At 69.2% G+C, this 21,710-nt stretch carries 17 protein-coding genes and 1 tRNA gene; 13 read left to right on the top strand and 5 right to left on the bottom strand.

Going from position 1 to position 21,710, the window contains the following annotated elements:
* Positions 1-52: 52 nt before the first annotated feature.
* Positions 53-2,914 carry an excinuclease ABC subunit UvrA gene (gene uvrA / locus GWK15_RS00880; protein ID WP_168038146.1) on the bottom strand — a complete coding sequence of 954 codons (2,862 nt, stop codon included), beginning with the start codon at positions 2,912-2,914 and terminating at the stop codon, positions 53-55.
* A gap of 182 nt (positions 2,915-3,096) precedes the next feature.
* Between uvrA and ssb the strand changes: the two genes are divergently transcribed.
* From ssb to GWK15_RS00915, 7 genes are all read left to right on the top strand, one after another.
* Positions 3,097-3,633 carry a single-stranded DNA-binding protein gene (gene ssb, locus GWK15_RS00885; RefSeq protein ID WP_168038148.1) on the top strand — a complete coding sequence of 179 codons (537 nt, stop codon included), beginning with the start codon at positions 3,097-3,099 and terminating at the stop codon, positions 3,631-3,633.
* Between the two features lie 110 nt (positions 3,634-3,743).
* Positions 3,744-6,488, top strand: coding sequence for a DNA gyrase subunit A (gyrA, locus tag GWK15_RS00890; RefSeq protein ID WP_168038150.1), 2,745 nt, complete (start codon positions 3,744-3,746; stop codon positions 6,486-6,488).
* Positions 6,481-6,990, top strand: coding sequence for a pantetheine-phosphate adenylyltransferase (coaD, locus tag GWK15_RS00895; RefSeq protein ID WP_168038152.1), 510 nt, complete (start codon positions 6,481-6,483; stop codon positions 6,988-6,990). The genes gyrA and coaD overlap by 8 nt, the downstream gene beginning before the upstream one ends.
* A gap of 13 nt (positions 6,991-7,003) precedes the next feature.
* Positions 7,004-7,561 carry a peptidylprolyl isomerase gene (locus GWK15_RS00900; RefSeq protein WP_168040175.1) on the top strand — a complete coding sequence of 186 codons (558 nt, stop codon included), beginning with the start codon at positions 7,004-7,006 and terminating at the stop codon, positions 7,559-7,561.
* A 22-nt stretch (positions 7,562-7,583) separates the two neighbouring features.
* Positions 7,584-8,087, top strand: a complete 504-nt coding sequence (locus GWK15_RS00905) for a peptidylprolyl isomerase (protein WP_168038154.1) — start codon at positions 7,584-7,586, stop codon at positions 8,085-8,087.
* 180 nt (positions 8,088-8,267) lie between these two features.
* A tRNA-Lys gene (locus GWK15_RS00910) sits at positions 8,268-8,342 on the top strand.
* Between the two features lie 1,059 nt (positions 8,343-9,401).
* Positions 9,402-10,433 carry an LLM class flavin-dependent oxidoreductase gene (locus tag GWK15_RS00915; protein WP_168038156.1) on the top strand — a complete coding sequence of 344 codons (1,032 nt, stop codon included), beginning with the start codon at positions 9,402-9,404 and terminating at the stop codon, positions 10,431-10,433.
* Between the two features lie 3 nt (positions 10,434-10,436).
* On the opposite strand, the gene GWK15_RS00920 is transcribed toward GWK15_RS00915, so the two are convergent.
* Together GWK15_RS00920 and GWK15_RS00925 are read right to left on the bottom strand one after the other, a co-directional pair.
* The gene (locus GWK15_RS00920) at positions 10,437-10,895 is read right to left on the bottom strand and encodes a hypothetical protein (protein ID WP_168038158.1); all 459 of its coding nucleotides are present in this window, start codon (positions 10,893-10,895) and stop codon (positions 10,437-10,439) included.
* Positions 10,896-10,966: 71 nt separating this feature from the next.
* A complete protein-coding gene (locus tag GWK15_RS00925; RefSeq protein WP_168038160.1) occupies positions 10,967-12,742 on the bottom strand; it encodes a monovalent cation:proton antiporter-2 (CPA2) family protein in 1,776 nt (591 codons plus the stop codon).
* A gap of 230 nt (positions 12,743-12,972) precedes the next feature.
* On the opposite strand from GWK15_RS00925, the gene GWK15_RS00930 reads away from it, so the two are divergent.
* From GWK15_RS00930 to GWK15_RS00955, 6 genes are read left to right on the top strand one after another with little or no spacing between them, the layout of a single operon-like run.
* Positions 12,973-14,184: an MFS transporter gene (locus GWK15_RS00930; protein ID WP_168038162.1), complete on the top strand. Its 1,212-nt coding sequence runs from the start codon at positions 12,973-12,975 to the stop codon at positions 14,182-14,184.
* 58 nt (positions 14,185-14,242) lie between these two features.
* On the top strand, positions 14,243-14,977 hold the full coding sequence (locus GWK15_RS00935) for a CoA transferase subunit A (protein WP_168038164.1): 735 nt from the start codon (positions 14,243-14,245) through the stop codon (positions 14,975-14,977).
* A complete protein-coding gene (locus GWK15_RS00940) occupies positions 14,977-15,606 on the top strand; it encodes a 3-oxoacid CoA-transferase subunit B (protein ID WP_168038166.1) in 630 nt (209 codons plus the stop codon). Before GWK15_RS00935 ends, GWK15_RS00940 begins: the two co-directional genes overlap by 1 nt.
* Positions 15,607-15,610: 4 nt before the next feature.
* The gene (locus GWK15_RS00945) at positions 15,611-16,210 is read left to right on the top strand and encodes a 2-hydroxychromene-2-carboxylate isomerase (RefSeq protein ID WP_168038168.1); all 600 of its coding nucleotides are present in this window, start codon (positions 15,611-15,613) and stop codon (positions 16,208-16,210) included.
* 43 nt (positions 16,211-16,253) lie between these two features.
* Positions 16,254-17,855 (top strand): amidohydrolase, encoded by a 1,602-nt coding sequence (locus tag GWK15_RS00950; RefSeq protein ID WP_168038170.1) that lies wholly within the window; start codon positions 16,254-16,256, stop codon positions 17,853-17,855.
* Positions 17,852-20,149, top strand: coding sequence for a molybdopterin cofactor-binding domain-containing protein (locus GWK15_RS00955; RefSeq protein WP_168038172.1), 2,298 nt, complete (start codon positions 17,852-17,854; stop codon positions 20,147-20,149). Before GWK15_RS00950 ends, GWK15_RS00955 begins: the two co-directional genes overlap by 4 nt.
* Here GWK15_RS00955 and GWK15_RS00960 read toward each other — a convergent pair.
* Both GWK15_RS00960 and GWK15_RS00965 read right to left on the bottom strand, forming a co-directional pair.
* Positions 20,133-21,332, bottom strand: a complete 1,200-nt coding sequence (locus GWK15_RS00960; protein ID WP_272869979.1) for a TIGR03862 family flavoprotein — start codon at positions 21,330-21,332, stop codon at positions 20,133-20,135. The genes GWK15_RS00955 and GWK15_RS00960 overlap by 17 nt on opposite strands.
* Positions 21,329-21,703 (bottom strand): VOC family protein, encoded by a 375-nt coding sequence (locus GWK15_RS00965; RefSeq protein WP_168038176.1) that lies wholly within the window; start codon positions 21,701-21,703, stop codon positions 21,329-21,331. Before GWK15_RS00965 ends, GWK15_RS00960 begins: the two co-directional genes overlap by 4 nt.
* Positions 21,704-21,710 lie beyond the last annotated feature (7 nt).

Raw genomic sequence — 21,710 nt, forward strand, 5'->3', positions numbered from 1 at the left:
TTTCGCGAGCATCTTCACCCGATCAGGTGATTCCACCTGATCGGGATCTGCCCTAGGCGCGCTTGCGCTTCTTCACCGGCGGTGCTGCGCGTTCCAGCAGCGGGGCGAGGAAGCGCCCGGTGTGGCTTTCGGCCACGGCGGCGATGTCCTCGGGCGTGCCTTCCGCCACCAGGCGCCCGCCGCCGTCGCCGCCCTCCGGGCCGAGGTCGAGCACCCAGTCGGCGGTCTTGATGACCTCGAGGTTGTGCTCGATGACCAGCACGGTATTGCCCTGGTCGACCAGGGCGTGCAGCACCTCGAGCAGCTTGCGGACATCCTCGAAGTGCAGGCCCGTGGTGGGTTCGTCGAGGATGTAGAGCGTGCGCCCCGTCGCGCGGCGGGAAAGTTCCTTCGACAGCTTGATGCGCTGCGCCTCGCCGCCCGACAGCGTCGTCGCCTGCTGGCCGAGATGGATGTAGCCGAGGCCGACGTCGCGCAGCACGGTCAGCTTGTCGCGGATGGACGGCACGGCGGAGAAGAACTCCACGCCCTCGTCCACCGTCATGTCGAGCACGTCGGCGATGGACTTGCCGCGGAACTTCACCTCCAGCGTCTCGCGGTTGTAGCGCTTGCCCTTGCAGGTGTCGCAGGTGACGTAGACGTCGGGCAGGAAGTGCATCTCGATCTTGATGAGGCCATCGCCCTGGCAGGCCTCGCAGCGACCGCCCTTCACGTTGAAGGAGAAGCGGCCGGGCTTGTAGCCGCGGGCGCGGGATTCCGGCATCTCGGCGAACCAGTCGCGGATCGGCGCGAACAGGCCGGTGTAGGTCGCCGGGTTCGACCGCGGCGTGCGGCCGATCGGCGACTGGTCGATGTCGATGATCTTGTCGAGCAGGTCGAGCCCCTCAATGCGGTCATGCGGGGCAGGGACCTCGGCCGCGCCCATCAGGCGGCGCGCGGCGGCCTTGTAGAGCGTCTCGACCACCAGGGTGGACTTGCCGCCGCCCGAGACGCCGGTGACGCAGGTGAAGGTGCCGAGGGGGATCGACGCGCTGAGGTCCTTGAGATTGTTGCCCGTCGCGCCGACGACGCGCAGCTGCTTCTTGCGGTCGGGCTTGCGGCGCGTGGCCGGTACCTCGATGCGGCGGATGCCCGAGAGGTACTGTCCTGTCAGGCTGGCGGGATTGGCCGCCACCTCGGCCGGCGTGCCCTGGGCGATGACGCGGCCGCCGCCCTTGCCCGCCGCGGGGCCGATGTCGACCAGGTAGTCGGCCTGGCGGATCGCATCCTCGTCATGCTCGACGACCAGGACGGTGTTGCCGAGGTCGCGCAGGCGGCGCAGCGTGGTCAGCAGGCGTTCGTTGTCGCGCTGGTGCAGGCCGATGGAGGGTTCGTCCAGCACGTAGAGCACGCCGGTGAGCCCCGAGCCGATCTGCGAGGCGAGCCGGATGCGCTGGGATTCGCCCCCCGAAAGCGTCGCCGAGGACCGGCCGAGCGAGAGGTAGTCGAGGCCCACATCGACGAGGAACTGCAGCCGTTCCTCGATCTCGCGCAGGATGCGCCGTGCGATCTCCGCCCGCTGGGGCGTCAGGGTCTCCATGACCGTGGCGAACCAGTCGCGCGACCGCTTGATCGAGAGGTCGCTGACCTCGCCGATATGCTTTCCCCCGACCTTCACCGACAGCGCCTGGGGCTTCAGCCGATAGCCGCCGCAGGCCGCGCAGGGCTTTTCGGCCTGGTAGCGCGCCAGGTCCTCGCGCACCCAGGGATTGTCCGTCTCCTTGAAGCGGCGATCGAGGTTCGGGATCACGCCTTCGAAGGGCTTCTGCACCTCATAGGCGCGCAGCCCGTCCTTGTAGCGCAGGGTGACGACGTCGCTGCCGGTGCCGTGCAGGATCTGCCGCCGCGTCGCTTCTGGGATGTCCTGCCAGGGCGTCGTCATGGCGAACTTGAAGTGCTTCGCCAGGCTTTCGAGTGTCTGCGTGTAGTAGGGCGACTGCGCGCCGGTCCAGGGCATGATCGCCCCGTCCTTCAGCGAGACGTCGTCCTGCGGCACGACCAGCTGCGGGTCGAAGAAGGATTCCGTGCCGAGGCCGTCGCAGGACGGGCAGGCGCCGTGCGGCGAGTTGAAAGAGAAGAGCCGCGGCTCGATCTCCTCGATGGTGAAGCCGCTGACCGGGCAGGCGAACTTCGCGCTGAACACCGTGCGTTCGTTCGTGTCGGCGTTGTCGGCATAGGCGATGCCGTCGGCGAGGCCGAGCGCCGTTTCGAAGGAATCCGCCAGGCGCTGCGCGACGCCCTCGCGCACCACGACGCGGTCCACCACGATCTCGATGTCGTGCTTCAGCTTCTTGTCGAGCTTCGGCGCCTCGCTGATCTGGTAGAGCGTGCCGTTGACCTTCACGCGCTCGAAGCCGCGGCGCTGCCATTCGGCGAGTTCCTTGCGGTATTCGCCCTTCTTGCCGCGCACGACGGGGGCGAGCAGCAGCAGGCGCGTGCCTTCGGGCATCGCCAGGACGCGGTCGACCATCTGGGAGACGGTCTGCGCTTCGATCGGCAGGCCGGTCGCGGGGCTGTAGGGCACGCCGACGCGGGCCCAGAGCAGGCGCATGTAGTCGTTGATCTCGGTGACCGTGCCGACGGTCGAGCGCGGATTGTGGCTGGTCGTCTTCTGCTCGATGGAGATCGCCGGGGAGAGCCCCTCGATCGAATCGACGTCGGGCTTCTGCATCAGCTGCAGGAACTGCCGCGCATAGGCGCTGAGCGACTCGACGTAGCGCCGTTGTCCCTCGGCATAGATGGTGTCGAAGGCGAGGGAGGACTTCCCCGATCCCGACAGGCCGGTGACGACCGTCAGCGTGTCGCGAGGAATGTCGAGGTCCACGTCCTTGAGGTTGTGCTGCCGCGCACCGCGGATACGGATCTGGCCGGTCATTCAGGGGCTCCGCGCGGCGCGGCGGGGCCGGCCGGTGATGTTCCGGTGATGTTCTCTTCATATATGACCCCTGTCGCGCCGCCTGGAAAGGGTTTGCTGCGCGGCGGGGCCGATGCCCGGGGGATGGCTTCCGGGCGCCGGAAAGGGTAGTAAGTCCGGCTCAAATCCTGGGAAACAGCGGCATGGCTGGCATCAACAAGGTCATCATCCTCGGGCGGTTAGGCCGCGATCCGGAAGTGCGCAACTTCCAGAACGGCGGCAAGGTCGTGAACCTGCGCATCGCAACCAGCGAGCGATACAAGGATCGCGAAGGAAACCAGCAGGAGAGGACGGAGTGGCACTCCGTCGCCATCTTCAACGATCGCCTGGGCGAGGTGGCCGAGAAGTACCTGCGCAAGGGCAGCGAGGTCTACATCGAGGGCCAGCTCGAGACCCGCAAGTGGCAGGACAAGGACGGCCAGGACCGGTACACGACCGAGATCGTGCTGCGCCAGTACCGCGGCGAGCTGCAGCTCGTCGGCGGCCGCGGTGGCGGATCCGGCGCGGATGAGGGCGGGTATTCCGAGCGCTCCTCCTCCGGCGGCGGCTATTCGGACCGGCCCGCGGGCGGCGGACGCGGCGGCAGCGAAGGGGGCGGCGGCGGCCGTTCCGGCGGCGGCGGCCGCAGCGGCGGGTGGGACTCGAAGAAGACCGACCTCGACGACGAGATCCCCTTCTGACCCCGATGCCGCGCGGCGGTTGACGCAGGCCGCCGCGCGGTGCCTATGGCGCCCGAACCCCGCGCGCGACCGCGCCGCGCCGCCACTCTGACCGGACCGAGCCTGACCGCGTGAGCGACCCGAACACCCCCGGCGAGACCCCCTCGGACACGACGCCCGTCGCGCTCGAGGAGGAGATGCGCCGCTCCTACCTCGACTACGCGATGAGCGTGATCGTCGCGCGCGCGCTGCCCGACGCGCGCGACGGCCTGAAGCCCGTGCATCGCCGCATCCTCTTCTCGATGTACGAGAGCGGGTTCACGCCGGACAAGCCGTACCGCAAGTCGGCCCGCGTGACCGGCGACGTGATGGGTAAGTACCACCCGCATGGCGACGCCGCGATCTACGACGCCATGGTGCGCATGGCGCAGCCCTTCTCGATGCGCGTGCCGCTGATCGACGGGCAGGGGAACTTCGGTTCGGTCGACGGCGATCCGCCGGCGGCGATGCGCTACACCGAGGCGCGGCTCGCGGCCTCCGCCATGGCGCTGCTGGAAGGCATCGACGAGGACACGGTCGACTTCCAGCCGAACTACGACGAGAGCGCGGAGGAACCGCGCGTCCTGCCGGCCGCCTTCCCGAACCTGCTGGTCAACGGCGCGGGCGGCATCGCCGTCGGCATGGCGACCAACATCCCGACGCACAACCCGACCGAGGTGATCGACGCGACGCTCGCGCTGATCGAGAACAATGCGCTGACGCTCGAAGACCTGATGAAGATCATCCCGGGGCCGGATTTCCCGACCGGCGGGCTGATCCTTGGGCGGTCGGGCATCCGCGCCGCCTTCGAGACCGGGCGCGGGTCGATCCCGCTGCGCGCGCGCGCCGACATCGAGGAGATGCGCGGCGGCCGACAGGCCATCGCCGTCACCGAGATCCCCTACCAGGTGAACAAGTCGAGCCTGCTCGAGAAGATCGCCGAACTGGTGCGCGCCAAGGCGATCGAGGGCATATCGGACCTGCGCGACGAATCCGACCGCTCGGGCATGCGCATCGTGATCGAGCTGAAGCGCGACGCGACGGCCGAGGTGGTGCTGAACCAGCTGTATCGCATGACGCAGCTGCAGACCTCCTTCGCGGTGAACTTCCTCGCCCTGCACAATGGCCGTCCGCAGCAGATGGGGCTGAAGGACGCGCTGATGGCGTTCATCGGCTTCCGCGAGGAGGTCATCCTGCGGCGGTCCCGCCACCGCCTGATGAAGGCGCGCGAGCGGGGCCACCTGCTGATCGGTCTCGCCATCGCGGTCGCCAACATCGACGAGGTCATCCGCGTCATCCGCGCCAGCGCCGACGCCGCCACTGCGCGCGTCGCGCTGATGGAACGCGACTGGCCGGCGGGCGACGTGGGCGCGCTGCTGGAACTGGTCGACGACTACCGCAACGTCATCACGCCCGCCGGTACGGTGCGGCTGACCGAGGAACAGGCGCGCGGCATCCTCGACCTGCGCCTGCAGCGCCTGACGGGCCTCGAGCGCGAGAAGATCACCGCGGAACTCGGCGAGGTCGGCGAGAAGATCCGCGACCTGCTCGACATCCTGGGCTCGCGCATCCGCCGCATGGAGGTGATGTCGGCCGAACTGCTCGCGGTTCGCGCCAAGATCGCCTCGCCGCGCATGACGCAGATCGTCGACGGCCTCGCCGACGTGGACGACGAGAGCCTGATCGAGCCCGGCACCATGGTGGTGACGCTGACGCGCGACGGCTACGTCAAGCGCACGCCGCTCGACACCTTCCGCGCCCAGGGGCGCGGCGGGAAGGGGCGCACCGGCGCCGGGACGCGGGAGGACGACGTCGTCATCCGCTCCTTCGTCGCGCATACCCATCAATTCGTGCTGTTCTTCACCAGCCGCGGCATGGCCTTCCGCGAGAAGGTCTGGCAGCTGCCGGAAGGCGGCGCGACAGGGCGCGGGCGTTCGCTGCGCCAGGTGCTGGCGCTGCAGGAAGGCGAAAGCGTCACCGCCGTGCTGCCGCTGCCGCTCGACGAGGATCTGTGGGACGGGCTGCACCTGGTCTTCGCGACGGTGCAGGGCAATGTCCGCCGCAACCGGCTGTCGGACTTCAAGAACGTCCGCTCCTCCGGCCTCATTGCCATGAAGCTCGACGAGGGCGACAGCCTGGTCGGCGTCGCGACCTGCCGGGAAGGCGACGACGTGCTGCTCGCCACGCGCGGCGGCAAGGCGATCCGCTTCCAGGCCGAGCCGGACACGCTGCGCCTGTTCGCCGGGCGCGATTCGACCGGCGTGCGCGGCATCCGCCTGCAGGAGGGCGACAGCGTCATCGCGCTGTCCGTCCTGCGCCATGTCGACGCCACGCCGGATGAGCGCGCGGCCTACCTCAAGGCCGCCGCCGCCCGTCGCCGTGCCGGCGACGAGGAGGCCGAAGCCACGCCCGCTCCTGCCGAGGACGGCGAGGAGGCGGTCGCCGACATCGCCCTGAGCCAGGAGCGCTTCGACGAGCTGGCCGCGGCGGAGGAACTGATCCTCGCCGTCACCGATGGCGGCTTTGGGAAGCGGACCTCCGCGCATGAATACCGCGTGACCGGCCGCGGCGGGCAGGGGATCAACGGCATCACCCTGTCGAAGCGCACGGGCCGCGAGGTCGTCGCGACCTTCCCGGTGCGCGAGGGCGACCATCTGATGCTCGTCACCGATGGCGGCCAGCTCATCCGCATCGAGGCCGATGCGGTGCGCATGACGGGCCGCCAGGGCATGGGCGTCACGCTGATGCGCCTGTCGGAAGGGGAGCGGGTGATCTCCTGCTTCCCGGTCTCCGACGAGGGCGAAGACGAGGAAGCGGCCGAGAACACCAATGACTGAGCGCATCGCCCTGTATCCGGGCACCTTCGACCCGGTGACGAACGGGCATCTCGACATCATCGGCCGCGCCGCGCGGCTGGTGGACCGCCTCGTCGTCGGCGTGGCGATCAACATCGGCAAGGGGCCGCTCTTCGAGCTCGAGGAGCGGGTCCGGCTGGTGCAGGCCGAGGTCGCCCCGATCGCCGCGCGCAACGGCACCGCGATCGAGGTGCGGCCCTTCCAGGGGCTGCTCGTGCAGTATGCGCGCGAGATCGGCGCGCGGATGATCATCCGCGGCCTGCGCGCGGTTGCGGACTTCGACTACGAGTTCCAGATGGTGGGCATGAACCGCCGCCTGGACCAGGAGATCGAGACCGTCTTCCTGATGGCCTCGGAAACCAACCAGTTCATCGCCTCCCGCCTCGTGAAGGAAATCGCGCGGCTGGGCGGGGACATCTCGGGCTTCGTGCCGAAGGCGACGCTCGATGCGACGCTCGCCAAGATCCGCGCGACCCAAGGCTGAAGGAGCCAAGATGATGCTTCGCAGGACCCTCCTCGGTGCCGCCGCGGCGGCCGCGGCCACGCCGGCCATCGCCCAGCAGCCGGCGCTCGACCCCGAGAACACGCTGATCCTGGAACTGCCCGGCGGACGGGTGACGATCCAGCTGCTGCCGGACCTCGCGCCGCGGCATGTCGAGCGGATCAAGACCCTGGTCCGCCAGGGCTTCTACGACGGCACGCCCTTCCACCGCGTGATCGAGGGCTTCATGGCCCAGGGCGGCGATCCGACCGGCACCGGCACGGGCGGGTCGCGCCTGCCGGACCTGCAGGCCGAGTTCAGCCCACCGTCCCGCGCGCGCTTCATCCGCGGCACGGTCGGCGCCGCGCGCACGCAGAATCCGAACAGCGCGAACAGCCAGTTCTTCATCATGTTCGCCCCGGCGCCGAGCCTCGATGGCCAATACACCATCTGGGGCCGCGTCGTGTCCGGCATGGATGCCGTGGACAAGATCAAGCGCGGCGCGCCCGGCAGCGGCACCGTGACCAACCCTGACCGCATCCGCACCGCGCGCATCGCCGCCGACGTGCGCTGACCCCTTCGCGAAAGCCAGACCAATGACCGAGACCCCGGCCGCCGACCCCGAGAACACGCTGATCCTCGAGCTCGAGCACGGCACCGTCACCATCGCGCTGCGCCCCGACCTGGCGCCGAAGCATGTCGAGCAGATCAAGACGCTCGCCCGGCGCGGCTTCTACAACGACGTGCCCTTCCACCGCGTGATCGAGGGCTTCATGGCCCAGGGCGGCGACCCGACCGGCACCGGCCGTGGCGGGTCCGACCTGCCGGACATCGAGGCCGAGTTCTCGAACCCCGGCACGGCGCGTTTCGTCCGCGGCACCTGCGGCATGGCCCGCACCCAGGACCCGAACAGCGCGAACAGCCAGTTCTTCATCATGTTCGGCCCGGCGCCGAGCCTCGATGGCCAGTACACCATCTGGGGCGAGGTCACCTCGGGCATGGATGCCGTGGACAAGATCAAGCGCGGCGCCGGCATGTCGGGCATGGTGCAGGGCCCGGACAAGATCCGCAGCATGAGGGTGGCGGCGGACGCCGCCTGAGGCTATCACCCGGCGCCATCCGACCCGGCGCCGGGTCCGGCGTGCCCGTAGCTCAGCCGGTAGAGCACGTGACCTTTAAGCACGCCGGCCGGGTGACTCTGGGTCTGGAAGGCGCAGAAATCCGCCATAGCTGAGGTGGCGAGTTTCGGAGTTTCGGCGCGGTTTCGACGCCGCGTCCGCGAGCCGGTAGCTCAGTGGTAGAGCATTCGACTTTTAATCGAATGGCCGAGGGTTCGAATCCCTCCCGGCTCACCAATCCGGCCGCATCGCGTCTGTAGCGAAGTCGGCGAGCAAAGCATCGTCATCAATCCTGCCTCCGCGGCGTCAGTCGTGCCGAAGATATGAAATCCCTTATTGCACGATCAACTCGACTCCAATTTCTCAGGTGAGACCGCGGAAATGTATACTGTATCGATAATTCATGATCCAGCGAATACCATGTTCGGCAGTAATCATCTCGTACTCGAGAATTCGTTTCACGGAAATTCGAGCAAGTAAAGACGATTGGAGATTCGAATGCGCTTTTCCGAATCATGGGATTTCCGACAAAATAGACGAAATTACCCAGGTGTAGGGCCTCGGCTAGATGTGTTTCTGGATTGAATTCACCATTGTATGAATGAAATCGTCGCGAAACATTAGAAAACAGATCTATCTGGCGATCTTGAAGGCTAATTATTATCGAATATCTCGGATCAGATGCTGCTGATCTGGGGATCACAGATAGGAGATCGGGATTAATTTCGCCATGGATTGTGAGCATCAGATCGCCCGGTCGGGCGGAGGGAAAAACAATAGAGAAAGATATGGGAAACTGAAATTGATAATTTCCCAACTGAAATCTGCGGTACTCTTGATTGGAGGACGCAGGGGGTAAAATCGCTGTCATCGATAGAAAAAACAATGCTATTATGCGAGTTAAACTATATATTGTCATGGGCCGTTGCGATCGTCTCTTATGCAGAAAATCGCAGCGATTGTAAATGAAATAGTCTGTCCAAATTTAAAAAAATTAAACGAAAACAAATGACGGCGACAATAGAAATATTGGCTGCTTCGGCCTCGAGCCTCAATACGCATCCGAGCCGCCTCCCGCATTGACCCTCTGTGCGTCGACCATAGCAGTCGCGAGAGATATCGGAACATCCGGCGCAGCAATGCGGTCAACGCTGGAACGCTCACTGCCTTGCCCTCCAAAACGAAACCTGCGAGATCAATGCACTAGATGATGCCGCTCGCGCCTTTTAATCATGGGGTCCCGGGTTCGAGTCCCGGCGGGCACACCATGTTCTCCCTGGCGATCCCGGAGATCCGATGACCGCCGCGATCGAATTCGGCCTCGACACCTTCGGCGACATCACCGCCGGCCCCGACGGGCAGTCGCTCTCCCACGCGCAGGTCATCCGTGACGTCATCGCGGAAGGCGTGCTGGCGGATCGCCTCGGCGTGGACTTCTTCGGCGTCGGCGAGCATCACCGCGAGGACTTCGCCGTCTCGGCGCCCGAGGTCGTGCTGGCGGCGATTGCGGGGCAGACCCAGCGCATCCGGCTGGGCTCCGCCGTCACCGTGCTGAGTTCCGACGACCCGGTGCGCGTCTACCAGCGTTTCGCGACGCTCGATGCCGCGTCGCAGGGGCGGGCGGAGGTCATCCTCGGCCGCGGGTCATTCACGGAATCCTTCCCGCTCTTCGGCTATCCGCTCGACCAGTACGAGGTGCTGTTCGAGGAGAAGCTTGACCTTTTCACGAAGCTGCTGCCGCAGGAGAAGGTGACCTGGTCCGGCACGGTGCGCGCGGGGCTTCGAGACCAGCGTGTCTTCCCCACCGTCGAGAAGCCACCGCTGCGGACGTGGATCGGCGTCGGCGGCAGCCCGGAATCGGTGGTGCGGGCGGCGCGGCACGGGCTGCCGATGATGCTCGCGATCATCGGCGGCGATCCGCGGCGCTTCGTCCCCTATGCCGACTTCTTCCGCCAGGCCTGCGACAGGCTCGGCCAGCCACGGCTGCCGATCGGCGTGCATTCGCCGGGCTATGTCGCCGGGACCGACGCCGAGGCGCGCGCGGAGTTCTTCCCCGACTACAAGCGCATGCGCGACCGCATCGGCGCCGAGCGCGGCTGGTCGCCGATGAGCGAAACCGAGTTCGCGCAGGAGGCCGACCGCGGCTCGCTGTACATCGGCTCGCCGGAGACCGTCGCGCGCAAGATCGCGGCGACGGTGCAGGCGCTTGGCGTGCAGCGCTTCCAGCTGAAATACAGCGCCGGGCCACTCAGCCACGCGAAGTTGATGCGCTGCATCGAGCTCTACGCGACCGAGGTGATCCCGCGCGTCAGGGCCTTGCTGGGCTGAATCTCAGCGCGGCCCGCAGGCCGCGGCCAGCGCCGCGACGCCGGCCTTGGTGCCGGCGAGCGGGAAGGTCTCCGCCCGCCCTGCGACTGTGACGCGCAGCGTGCGGCCCTCGCCAATCACCTGGCCGAGCGCGGGGTCGTAGGGCAGGTGGGCCGTGAGGATGTCGCCGATCTCGGTGATCTCCGCACGCAGGCGCAGCGTGACGCGCCCTGCCTCCGAGGCGAATTCCACCGGCACCGTGCGCCCGGGCGCCACCCCGCGGCGGCCTTCGAGCGAGACGGTGAAGCGCCGCTGCGGCAGCAGGCAGCCGAGGAAGATCGGCTGGAAGTCGGTGTCCGGCTGTTCATAGGCGAGGACAGCGCCCTCGGCGGACTGACGCACCTGCCAGCGCAAATCCTGCGCCTGGACCGCCCCAGCCGCGGTCATCAGCGCGATTGCCAGCATCCATCCCGCCTTGCTCATCGTCACCTCATGCATCCGCACCCGATATCGCCGCAGGGTGTGCGGGGCGCCATGAAGGGCTTCGTCCGCCGTCAGCCCTCGCGCTCGACGGGATGCGCGGCAAGCCAGTCCTCCCGGTGCGAGAGCAGCAGTCGCCGGCCAGCCTCCATGCCCTGGGAGGCCTCGAGCGCGAAGCGTTCGGCGTCGCGGCGGCGCAGCGTCTCGATCGCCTCCTCGGCGTCCACATCGGCCACGCCGAGCCGAAGCAGCCCCTCATGGCCCATGACGAGGGCGGATTCGAAGGTCTCGCGGATCTGGTAGTCCGCCCCGGCCTCGAGCAGGCGCATCGCGTGCTCCCGGTCGAAGGCGCGGGCGAGGACCGGGATGCCGCGGAATTCCGCCTTCACCAGGTGGATGATGCGCAGCGCCGCCTCCCGGTCGTCGACGCAGCACATGATCAGCCGCGCCCGGCCGGCGCCGGCGGCGTGCAGGATGTCGAGCCGCGTCCCGTCGCCGTAATGCACCTTGAAGCCGTAGGCATTGGCCTCGCGCACCATCTCGGGGTCGGTGTCGATGACCGAGATGGAGCAGTGTCGCGTCAGCATCGAACTGCCGACCATCTGCCCGAAGCGGCCGAAGCCGATGATGAGCACGCTCGCGGTGTTGTGCTCCGGTGCCTCGACCCCGTCGAGGGAGGGCTCCGCCTGGGGCACCAGGCGATCGTGCAGGATGACCATCAGCGGCGTCAGCACCATCGAGACGATCACCGTCGCCGTCATCACCGCATTGGCCTGGCCATCGATGATGCCGACGGCGAGCGCCGCGCCGAACAGCACGAAGGCGAATTCGCCGCCCTGGGCCATCAGCACGGCGCGTTCCAGCGCCTCCCGGTGGCCGGCGTGGGCCAGGCGCGCGACGGCGTAGATCGCGATCGCCTTCACCGTCATGTAGGCGACGACGCCGATCGCCACGCTGCGCCAGTTCGCCGCGATCACCGCCAGATCGAGCGCCATCCCGACGGCGAGGAAGAACAGCCCGAGCAGGATGCCGCGGAAGGGTTCCACATCGGCTTCCAACTGATGCTTGAACGCGCTTTCGGACAGCAGCACCCCGGCCAGGAAGGCCCCCATCGCCATCGACAGCCCGCCCATCTGCATCGCCAGCGCCGACCCGAGGACGACCAGCAGCGCGGCGGCCGTCATCACCTCCCGCGCGCGGGACTGGGCCAGCAGGCGGAACATCGGGTTGAGCAGCCACAGCCCGGCGGCGACCAGCGCGGCGATGGACGCAAGGCCGATGCCCACCGCCACCACCCGGTCGCCGGCCGTCGCGCTTGCCGCGCCGGGGGCGAGGAAGGCCACCAGCGCCAGCAGGGGCACGATCGCCAGGTCCTCGAGAAGCAGGACCGCGATGATGCGCTGCCCGGCCGTCGTGCCGATCATCCGCCGTTCCTCCAGCATCTGCATCACGATCGCCGTCGAGGTCAGCACGAAGCCCGTGCCCGCGACAAAGGCGACGGTCGCGGGCAGGCCGGTCAGCACGCCAATCCCGGTCAGCAGCAGGATGCAGACGCCCACCTGCACGACGCCGAGGCCGAAGATCTGCCTGCGCATCGCCCAGAGCCGGGAGGGCTCCATCTCGAGCCCGATGATGAAGAGGAACATCACCACGCCGAGCTCGGCGACGTGCAGGATCGATTGCGCGTCGCTGAACAGCCCGATGCCGTAGGGGCCGATCACCAGCCCCGCGACCAGGTAGCCGAGCACCGAGCCGAGGCCGAGCCGCTTGAAGAGCGGCACCGCGACCACCGCGGCGCCGAGCAGCGCAACCACGCTGACGAGGTCGGGGCCGTGCGCCTCAGCGGCCATCGGTCGGCGCGCCCATCGTCGTCGAGAAGGTCATGGCAATGTCCCGGTTGCTGGTTTCCGATGCTGGCGCGTGCCTCGGCCAGCCGCAATCACGATCACTGGCGCAGCATCCGGCGTGCCAGGTCCCCGCGCTGCGCGCCCCAGATCTTCGCAGGGGGGATGGCGCACCGCGCGGGATCGCGCGCTAGGCTGCGACATCCGGGGGAAGGAAGCAGGGGCATGCAGCGCAGATGAGCCAGCGCCCGTCGCGCCAGGCCTGGCTCATGGTGGCTGGCGGCTTCCTGGCGTTCACCGTCAGCGCGAGCCTGATGCACGCCTATACGGTCTTCCTGCTTGCCTTCATCGAGACCTTCGCATGGTCGCGCGCCGAGGCGAGCCTTGCCTATTCGGTGGGCCAGATCGTGGGCGGCGTCAGTTCCCCGCTGGTCGGCGGGCTGGTGGATCGGATCGGCGCGCGGCGGATGGTGCTGCTGGGCGGCTGCCTGCTGACCATCGGCCTGTTCGGCAGCGCGCAGGCCGATGCGCTGTGGCAGGTGGTGCTGCTCTATGGCGTGGTGATGACGCTGGGGGCGAACTGCATCGGGCTGGTCGTCTTCGTGCCGCTGGTCTCGCGCCTGTTCGTCGCGCAGCGGGGGATGGCGATCTCCCTGCTGCAATCGGCCAACGGCTTCGGGCGGGCGATCTCGGCGCCGATCGCGCAATGGCTGGTGGATGCCCAGGGCTGGCGCAACGCCTACCTGATGCAGGCGGGGCTGATGGGGGTTCTCATCATCCCGTTGGCGGCGATGTTCCGCCGGGCGGATACGCTGGCGCCAGCGGCTACGACCTCCGGTGCGGCGACCGACAACGGACGGGCCTGGACCCTCGCCGAGGCCATCCGCACGCGGCATTTCTGGCTGCTCTTCCTCGTCTACATGCTGACCAGCATCGGCAGCTTCCTCGTCTCCCTGCACCAGCTGGCCTTCGCCGTGGGGCAGGGGTTCGAGCCGCTCTACGCCGCGACGGTGCTCGGCATGGGCAGCCTACTGGCGCTGCCGGGGGTGATCCTGACGGGGACGCTGTCGGATTACATCGGGCGGGAATGGGCGGCGATCCTCGCCTATGGCATCTCGATCGTCGGGGTCGCGGCGGCGCTGACCATCGGGGACGGATCGCAGCACCTGCTGCTCTGGCTGCATGCCTGCTTCTTCGGCATCACCTGGGGCGCGCGGGGGCCCGCCATCACCGCGAAGACGGCGGACCTGTTCGGCGGGCCGCGGCTCGGCACGATCCTCGGCGTCATCACGATCGGGTCGGGCGTGGGCGCCGGGATCGGCTCCTGGGGCGCGGGGCTGCTGTTCGACCTGACGGGGACCTACCGGCCCGCCTTCATCCTGTCCATCCTCGCCTATGCGCTGGGGGCGATCTTCTTCTGGGCGCTGCGCAAGCCGGTCGCGCGCTGACCCCCTGGACAGCCACGCCCATGCGCCGGAGCATGGCGGCAGGGAAGGGAACCGAAGAATGGCGCGACGCAGTAAGGTCGTGGCGGATTTCGATGCCGCCGTGGCGGGCATACCGGACGGATCGACCATCGCCATCGGCGGCTTCGCCATGCCGGGCGTGCCGTTCAACCTGGTCGCCGCGCTGCTGCGGCAGGGGGCGAAGCGGCTGACCTGCATCGCCAACACCACCGGCGGCGCGCACAAGCCGCGCATGCCCGACATCGGCATGCTGGTGGAGAACGGGCAGGTCGCGAAGGTCATTTGCTCCTTCACCGCGGGCACGCGCGCCTCCGACGTGCTGCCCTTCACGCCCTATTACGAGCGCGGCGAGGTGGAGGCCGAGATCGTCCCGCAGGGCACGCTCGCCGAGCGCCTGCGCGCCGCCGGCGCCGGCATCCCCGCCTTCTACACGCCGACAGCGGTCGGCACCGAGCTCGCCGAGGGCCGCGAGACGCGGATGATCAACGGCCGCGAAGTCCTGCTGGAGTACGCGCTGCCGGTCGATGTCGCCTTCATCCGCGCCTACCAGGCCGATGAGGCCGGCAACCTCCGCTTCCGCCGCAGCCAGCGCAACTTCAACCCGCTGATGGCGATGGCCGCGAAGCTGGTGATCGCCGAGGTCGAGGAACCCATCCTGCCCGCCGGCGCGATCGACCCGGATGACGTGCACACGCCCGGCATCCTGGTGCAGCGGCTGGTGAAGATACCGCCGCCGCCCGAAGGGCTCTGGCCGGTGAAGAGGGAGGCGCGCTGATGCCCTGGTCCCGCCCCCAGATGGCCGAACGGCTGGCGCGCGAGTTCCAGGACGGCTGGATCGTCAATCTCGGCGTCGGTATGCCGACGCTGATCGCCGACGTCCCCTTCGGCGACCGAGAGATCACCTACCACTCCGAGAACGGCGTGATCGGCTACGGCCCGGTCGCCGCACCGGGGCAGGAGGACCTGCAACTGGTCAACGCCAGCGGCCAGAACGTCACGTTGCTGCCGGGCGCGGCCATCGTCCACCACGCCGACAGCTTCGCGCTGATCCGGGGCGGGCGGATGGATGTGACGGTGATGGGCGCCTACGAGGCCGCGGCCAATGGCGACTTCGCCAATTGGAAGGTGAAGGGCGCGAAGGGCGGGGGCATCGGCGGCGCGATGGACCTCGCGGCTTCCGCGAAGCGCGTCTACCTGATGCTCGAGCACCGTACGCGCGACGGCACGCCGCGGCTGATGGCGCGCTGCTCTCTGCCCATCACCGCGCGCGGGGTGGTGACGCTGGTGGTGACGGAACTCGGACTGTTCGCCCCGACCGGCGAGGCCTTCGCCGTCCGCGACCTCGCCCCCGGCGTGACGCTGGACGAGGTCCGCGCCGCCACCGCCTGCCCCGTCACGGAGTGAGCCCATGCATATCGACTACTACGCCTCCCTGAACTCGCCCTGGACGCATCTGGGGGCGGCGCGGATCGAGGCGCTGGCCGCACAGCACGGCGCCACGCTGCGCATCTATCCCGTCGACTTCGGCACGATCTTCGCGGGATCCGGCGGGCTGCCGCTGCCCAAGCGATCCCCGCAGCGCCAGGCCTACCGGTTGCAGGAACTGGCGCGCTGGCGGGACGCGTTGGGCATCCCGATCCAGATCCACCCCAAGCACTTCCCGCACAACGAATTGCCGGCCGCGGCCTGCGTGATCGCGGTGCGGGAGACGTTCGGCGACGCGCCGGCGATCCGCCTCGCGCATCGGGTGCTGAAAGCCTTGTGGGAGGAGGACAAGGACCCGGCCGATCCCGCGACGCTTGCGGCGTTGATCGGCGACGTCGGGCTGGACGTGCAGAAGGTCATGGCCCTCGGCGCCGATCCGCAATGGCTGGAACGCCGCAAGGCGGACACCGAGGCGGCGCTGGCGCGCGGGGCCTTCGGCGCGCCCTTCTACATCATCGGGGACGACATGTTCTGGGGTCAGGATCGCCTCGACTTCGTGGCGCGGCGTCTGGCGCGCGGGTAGCACCCGGCGCATCATGCCCCCGGCTGACCACCGGGGGTTCCGCATGACCGACCTTTCCGCCCTGCGCCGGACGGCGCTCGACTGGATATCCGCCAACGAGGCGCGGATGTCCGCCTTCAACGAGCGCATCTGGCACTTCGCGGAACCCGCCTGGCGCGAATACAAATCCGCCGCGGCCTATGTGGACCTGCTGCGCGCCGAGGGCTTCGAGGTCGAGGCCGGGTCGGGCGGCATGCCGACGGCCTTCTGCGCGCGCTGGGGGAAGGGCGGGCCGCTGCTCGCCTCCTTCTCGGAATACGATGCGGTGCCGGGGAACTGCCAGGCCGTGGCGCCGCGGCGCGAGCCGCGCGCCGGGATGCATCCCTACGCCGCGGGGCATACCGATCCGCATTCATCGCTCGGAACGGCGGCGCTGACCTCGATCCTCGCGACGAAGGCGGCGCTGGAGGCGAGCGGGACGCCGGGCCGGCTGGTGCTGTTCGGCGAGCCCGCGGAGAAGGTCTGCGGATCGAAGCCCGTCCATGCCGCGAAAGGCTACTATGACGGGCTCGACGCTGCGGTCGTCTACCACCCGCACATGCAGAACACGGTGACGGCGGAGACGCAGTTCGGCGCCTATTGGTCCTGCGTCGTCACCTTCACCTGCGACAGCCCCGAGACCTGGATCGACAAGTCGCTGCTGCCGATCCGCGACGTCGGCCACGCCGCCGCGCGTGCCCCTGGTGCGACGGACGCGCTCTGCCTGATGTACACGACGACCAAGTACACCAAGGAGGCGATGTTCCCCCACGCCGGGTCCTGGACGCTCAACGAATTCATCATGCATGGGGGCGACGCGACCTCGGACAATCTCGCGCCGCGCTTCACGCAGATCCAGTATTCCTGGCGCACGCCGTCGCTGCCCATGGCGGAGCAGATCGCCAGGGTCCTGATGAACAATGCGCGCAGCGCGGCGGCCGCGACGGCCTGCACCGCGCATTGGCGCTGGGTGACCAAGACGCGCGTCGGCCTCGCCAACACCGTTCTGACGGATGCGACCTGGGCGAACCTGCAGGAGGTCGGCCCGCCGACCTACAACGACGACGCCAAGGCCTTCGCGCGCGAGATCCAGGCGGGCCTCGGCCTCACGCCGATGGAAGATCCCTTCGCGGCGGCGAACCAGAAGCTGACGACGCCGGCCGAGTTCGAGGCGGGAATGCGTCACTTCCTGCCGCCCTGGCAGTGGCATCTCTCGGCCGACGACTATGTCGAGTTCTGCTGGCACTGCCCGACCGTGCGCCTGCTGACCGCGCGCCCGCGGCTGCGCGCGCCCGAGGGCGATTTCGACTACCCGACCTGGTCCTACAACGCGCTCGGCGGCCTGCCGGCGGCGATCGATCCGGGCATGTTCGTCGCGGCGAAGACCATGGCGCTCACGCTGGTCGACCTCGCGTCCAAGCCCGGCCTGCTCGATGCCGCGCAGGCCGAATGGCGCGAGCGCACCGGCGGCGGCATGGGCGGGTCGAAATGGGTGCCGCCGCTGCTGCCGAAGGATTTCGTCGCGCCGGTCGACATGCAGTGGCCGGAATACGTGACGACGGCGCGCGGCGACGAATGGTGCGTGCCGACGCCGATCGACGGGCTCGGCGCCGGGGAGCAACTGTGACCTACAGCGGCCTCTCGCTGCGGCGCTTCGAGGATGCGCGCTTCCTGACGGGGAAGGGCCGCTATGTCGCCGACCTCGACGCGCCGGGCGCGCTGCATGGCGTGACGCTGCGGTCGCCGCATGCGCATGCGGATATCCGGTCGATCGACGTGGCGGCGGCACGCGCCGTGCCGGGCGTGGTCGCCGTGCTGACCGGCGCGGACCTGGACGCGGCGGGCGTGAAGCCGCTGCCCTGCACCAGCGTGCTCGCCTCGGTGAAGCCGATGATCGTGCCGGACCGCCCGGTGCTGGCGCGCGGCCGCGTGCGTCATGTCGGCCAGCCCGTCGCTTTCGTCGTCGCCGAGACCGAGGCCGCGGCGCGCGATGCCGCGGAGCTCATCGAAGTTGACTACGACCCGCTGCCCACGGTGGTGGACGGCGCAGCGGCGCTCGCCCCCGGCGCGCCGCAGATCTGGCCCGAGGCGCCGGGCAACGAGGTCTTCCGCTTCGAGAAGGGGGACCGCGCCGCGACCGATGCCGCCTTCGCCGCGGCGGCGCATGTCACGACGCTCGACCTCTTCAACAACCGCGTCCATGCGCTGCCGCTGGAACCGCGGGCCTGCCTGGCGCGCTTCGCCGAGGGTCGCTTCGACCTGGTCTTCACCGGCATGGGCGTGCATGGCGTGCGGCGGCAGCTCGCGACCGTGCTGGGCCTGCCGGAGAGCGCCTTCCACCTGTCCTGTCCCGATGTCGGTGGCGGCTTCGGGGCGAAGAACCTGCTCTTCCCGGACTATGTGCTGGCGCTGGTCGCGGCGCGCGCCACCGGCCGGCCGGTGCGCTGGGTGGCGGGTGCGAGCGAGGAGTTCGCCGGATCGGTCCACGGCCGCGACCTGCGCGGGCATGCGCGGCTCGCGCTGGACGGAGAGGGCCACTTCCTCGGTCTCGATGTCGAGACGGTGGCTGATATGGGCGCCTATCTCTCGGCGGTCGGGCCGCATTGCCCGACCAACGCCTTCTCCACGGCAATGGGCGGGGTCTACGCCATCCCCGCCATGCATCTGACCGTACGCGGGGCCTTCACCAACACGGTGCCGATCGACGCCTATCGCGGCGCCGGCAAGCCCGAGGCGAACTACATCGTCGAGCGACTGGTCGATGCCGCGGCGCGGGAGACCGGGCGCGATCCGGCGGCGCTGCGCGCGCTGAACATGATGCAAGATACGCCGCGCGTGACCGCGATGGGCATGAAGGTCGATGGTGGGCGCTTCGCGGCCAATCTCGATGTGCTGGCCCGCGCTTCGGGCGCCGCGGGCTTCACTGCGCGGCGCGCCGAGGCGGCGCAACGTGGCGCGCTGCTCGGGCGTGGCGTCGCCTGCTTCCTCGAGACCGCGCGCGGTGCGCCCGGCGAATGGGCGAGCGTCTCCGTCGCGCCGGATGGCGGCGCGACGATCGCCGTCGGCACCCATTCCAACGGGCAGGGGCACGAGACTTCCTACCCGCAGGTGGCCGCCGATCGGCTCGGCATTCCCGTCGAGCGCGTGACCTATCGCCAGGCGGACACCGACCTGCTGGTGAACGGCAACGGCCATGGTGGCGCGCGGTCGCTGCACATGGGCGGGCATGCGCTGGTGCTGGCCGTCGAGGCACTCCTCGGCAAGGCACGCGCCATCGCCGCGCATCTGCTGCAGGCGGATGCGGATGCGCTCGACTTCGCCGAGGGCCGCTTCACCGTGCGCGGCACCGACCGCTTCGTCGACCTGCCGGGCATCGCGCGAGCCGCCGAGGATCCCGCGAGTCTCCCCGAAGGCATGGCGCCGGGGCTGTCGGCGGATTCGCACAACACCAACGACCTCGTCACCTTCCCCAATGGCTGCCAGGCTGCCGAGGTCGAGATCGACCGCGAGACCGGCATCGCGCGCCTGACGCGCTACGTCGCCGTGGATGACTACGGGCGCCTGGTGAACCCGTTGCTGACGGCGGGGCAGGTGCAGGGCGGCCTCGCCCAGGGCATCGGCCAGGCGCTGCTGGAAGACGTCGCCTACGACGCGGAATCCGGCCAGTTGCTGACCGGATCGCTGATGGACTACGCGCTGCCGCGCGCGGACGACCTGCCGGATCTTGAGGTGATCCTCGAAGGCACGCCGACGGCGTCGAACCCGCTCGGCGTGAAGGGCGTGGGGCAGGCGGGGGCGATCGCCGCACCTCAGGTGGTGATGAACGCCGTCGCCGATGCGTTGGCGCAGGTTGGCGCCACCGCGCCGGACATGCCGGCGACGCCGGAGAAGCTCTGGCGCGCCATCACCGCGGTGGGCTGAGCGCCCAGTCTGCCGCGGCGCGTCCCGCCGCGCGGCCGGTCGCGAAGCAGGCCTGCAGGAGGTAGCCGCCCGTTGGTGCCTCCCAGTCCAGCATCTCGCCGCAGGCGAAGATGCCGGGGTGGCGCTTCAGCATCAGCCGGTCGTCGACCTCGCTCCAGGCGAGGCCGCCGGCCGAGGAGATGGCGCGCTCGATGGGAAACGGCGCGATCAGGCGCAGCGGCAGCGCCTTGACCAGCCCGGCAAGGTCGTCGCGCGGGGCGCCGCCATGCAGCGCTTCCTGCACCAGGGCGACGGCGACCGGCGCAAGGCCGCCCGCGCGGCGCAGGTGATTGGACAGCGATATCGCGGTGGGTCGGCCGGCGATCCGCGCAGCCAACGCCTCCCGCGACAGGTCGGGCCGCAGGTCGACCAGCAGGGTCGCTGAACCTTGCGCCGCGATGGCCTCGCGGATCGCGGCCGAGAGCGCATAGACCGCGCCGCCCTCGATGCCGCGTTCGGTGATCAGCGCCTCGCCACGGATGGTGGCGTCACCGAAGGTCAGCGCGATGCGCTTGAGCGGCGTGCCGGCGAAGCGCGTGCGCAGATGATCGGACCACGCGACTGCGAAGCCCATGTTGGACGGCCGCAGCGGCGCGATGGCGCAGCCGGGCAGCAGCGACGTCCAGGCGGCGTCGGAGCCGAGCCGCGGCCAGGAGGCCCCGCCCAGCGCGAGCACCGTCGCGCGCGGTCTTTCGATGTGCTCGCCTTCCGGGCCGGCGAAGCACAGCCCGCCATCGCCGTCGAAGCCGAGCCAGCGCTGCCGCGCGCGCAGCGTCACGCCCAGCGCCGCCAGCCGCGCCAGCCAGGCGCGCAGCAGCGGCGAAGCCTTCATCGCCTTCGGAAACACGCGCCCCGAACTGCCGGTGAAGGTCGCCTGGCCGAGACCCTCGCACCAGGCGATGAGCGCCTCCGGCGGGAAGGCGCGGATGAAGGGCTCGAGACGCTCCCGCGCTGTGCCGTAGCGGCCGAGGAAACGCTCCAGCGGCTCGGAATGCGTCAGGTTGAGCCCGCCCCGTCCGGCGATCAGCAGCTTCCGCGCGGGCGAGGGCATGTGGTCGAAGACCGTGACCGCGGCGCCGGCTTCCGCGGCCGCCTCCGCCGCCATCAGGCCGGCCGGGCCGGCCCCGACGATGGCGACGTTCAGGCCGCGCTCCGCTCGAGCAACTCGATCGAGATGTTCTCGGGCCCGCGCAGGAAGGCGATGCGCACGCCGGGGCGGATCGTCGTCGGCTCCATGGTGAAGGTCACGCCCTTGGCCTTCATCTCGGCGACCACGGCGTCGATGTCCTTCACGGCGAGGCCGATATGCTCGAGGCCGCGATAGGGCGCCGACGGCGCGTCGCCGGTCTTGTCCTCGGTAATCGGCGAGACGAACAGCAATTGCCCGCCGAGGTTGATGTCGATGCGCTGCGGCCCGTGCTTCAGCGTCGCGCCGAAGACGCGCTCGTAGAAGGCCGCGGTCGCCTCGGGGTCCGGGCTGCGCAGGTGGATGTGGTCGAAGGTGAAGGCGGCCATGGCGGGG

This window comes from Neoroseomonas oryzicola (genome assembly GCF_012163135.1).
GTDB lineage: Bacteria > Pseudomonadota > Alphaproteobacteria > Acetobacterales > Acetobacteraceae > Neoroseomonas > Neoroseomonas oryzicola.

Bases quoted from the DNA above. Each gene is read 5' to 3' on its own strand.
- uvrA (WP_168038146.1), bottom strand. From the start codon at position 2,914: ATGACCGGCCAGATCCGTATCCGCGGTGCGCGGCAGCACAACCTCAAG.
- ssb (WP_168038148.1), top strand. From the start codon at position 3,097: ATGGCTGGCATCAACAAGGTCATCATCCTCGGGCGGTTAGGCCGCGAT.
- coaD (WP_168038152.1), top strand. From the start codon at position 6,481: ATGACTGAGCGCATCGCCCTGTATCCGGGCACCTTCGACCCGGTGACG.
- GWK15_RS00900 (WP_168040175.1), top strand. From the start codon at position 7,004: ATGCTTCGCAGGACCCTCCTCGGTGCCGCCGCGGCGGCCGCGGCCACG.
- GWK15_RS00905 (WP_168038154.1), top strand. From the start codon at position 7,584: ATGACCGAGACCCCGGCCGCCGACCCCGAGAACACGCTGATCCTCGAG.
- GWK15_RS00915 (WP_168038156.1), top strand. From the start codon at position 9,402: ATGACCGCCGCGATCGAATTCGGCCTCGACACCTTCGGCGACATCACC.
- GWK15_RS00920 (WP_168038158.1), bottom strand. From the start codon at position 10,895: ATGAGCAAGGCGGGATGGATGCTGGCAATCGCGCTGATGACCGCGGCT.
- GWK15_RS00925 (WP_168038160.1), bottom strand. From the start codon at position 12,742: ATGGCCGCTGAGGCGCACGGCCCCGACCTCGTCAGCGTGGTTGCGCTG.
- GWK15_RS00930 (WP_168038162.1), top strand. From the start codon at position 12,973: ATGAGCCAGCGCCCGTCGCGCCAGGCCTGGCTCATGGTGGCTGGCGGC.
- GWK15_RS00935 (WP_168038164.1), top strand. From the start codon at position 14,243: ATGGCGCGACGCAGTAAGGTCGTGGCGGATTTCGATGCCGCCGTGGCG.
- GWK15_RS00940 (WP_168038166.1), top strand. From the start codon at position 14,977: ATGCCCTGGTCCCGCCCCCAGATGGCCGAACGGCTGGCGCGCGAGTTC.
- GWK15_RS00945 (WP_168038168.1), top strand. From the start codon at position 15,611: ATGCATATCGACTACTACGCCTCCCTGAACTCGCCCTGGACGCATCTG.
- GWK15_RS00950 (WP_168038170.1), top strand. From the start codon at position 16,254: ATGACCGACCTTTCCGCCCTGCGCCGGACGGCGCTCGACTGGATATCC.
- GWK15_RS00965 (WP_168038176.1), bottom strand. From the start codon at position 21,703: ATGGCCGCCTTCACCTTCGACCACATCCACCTGCGCAGCCCGGACCCC.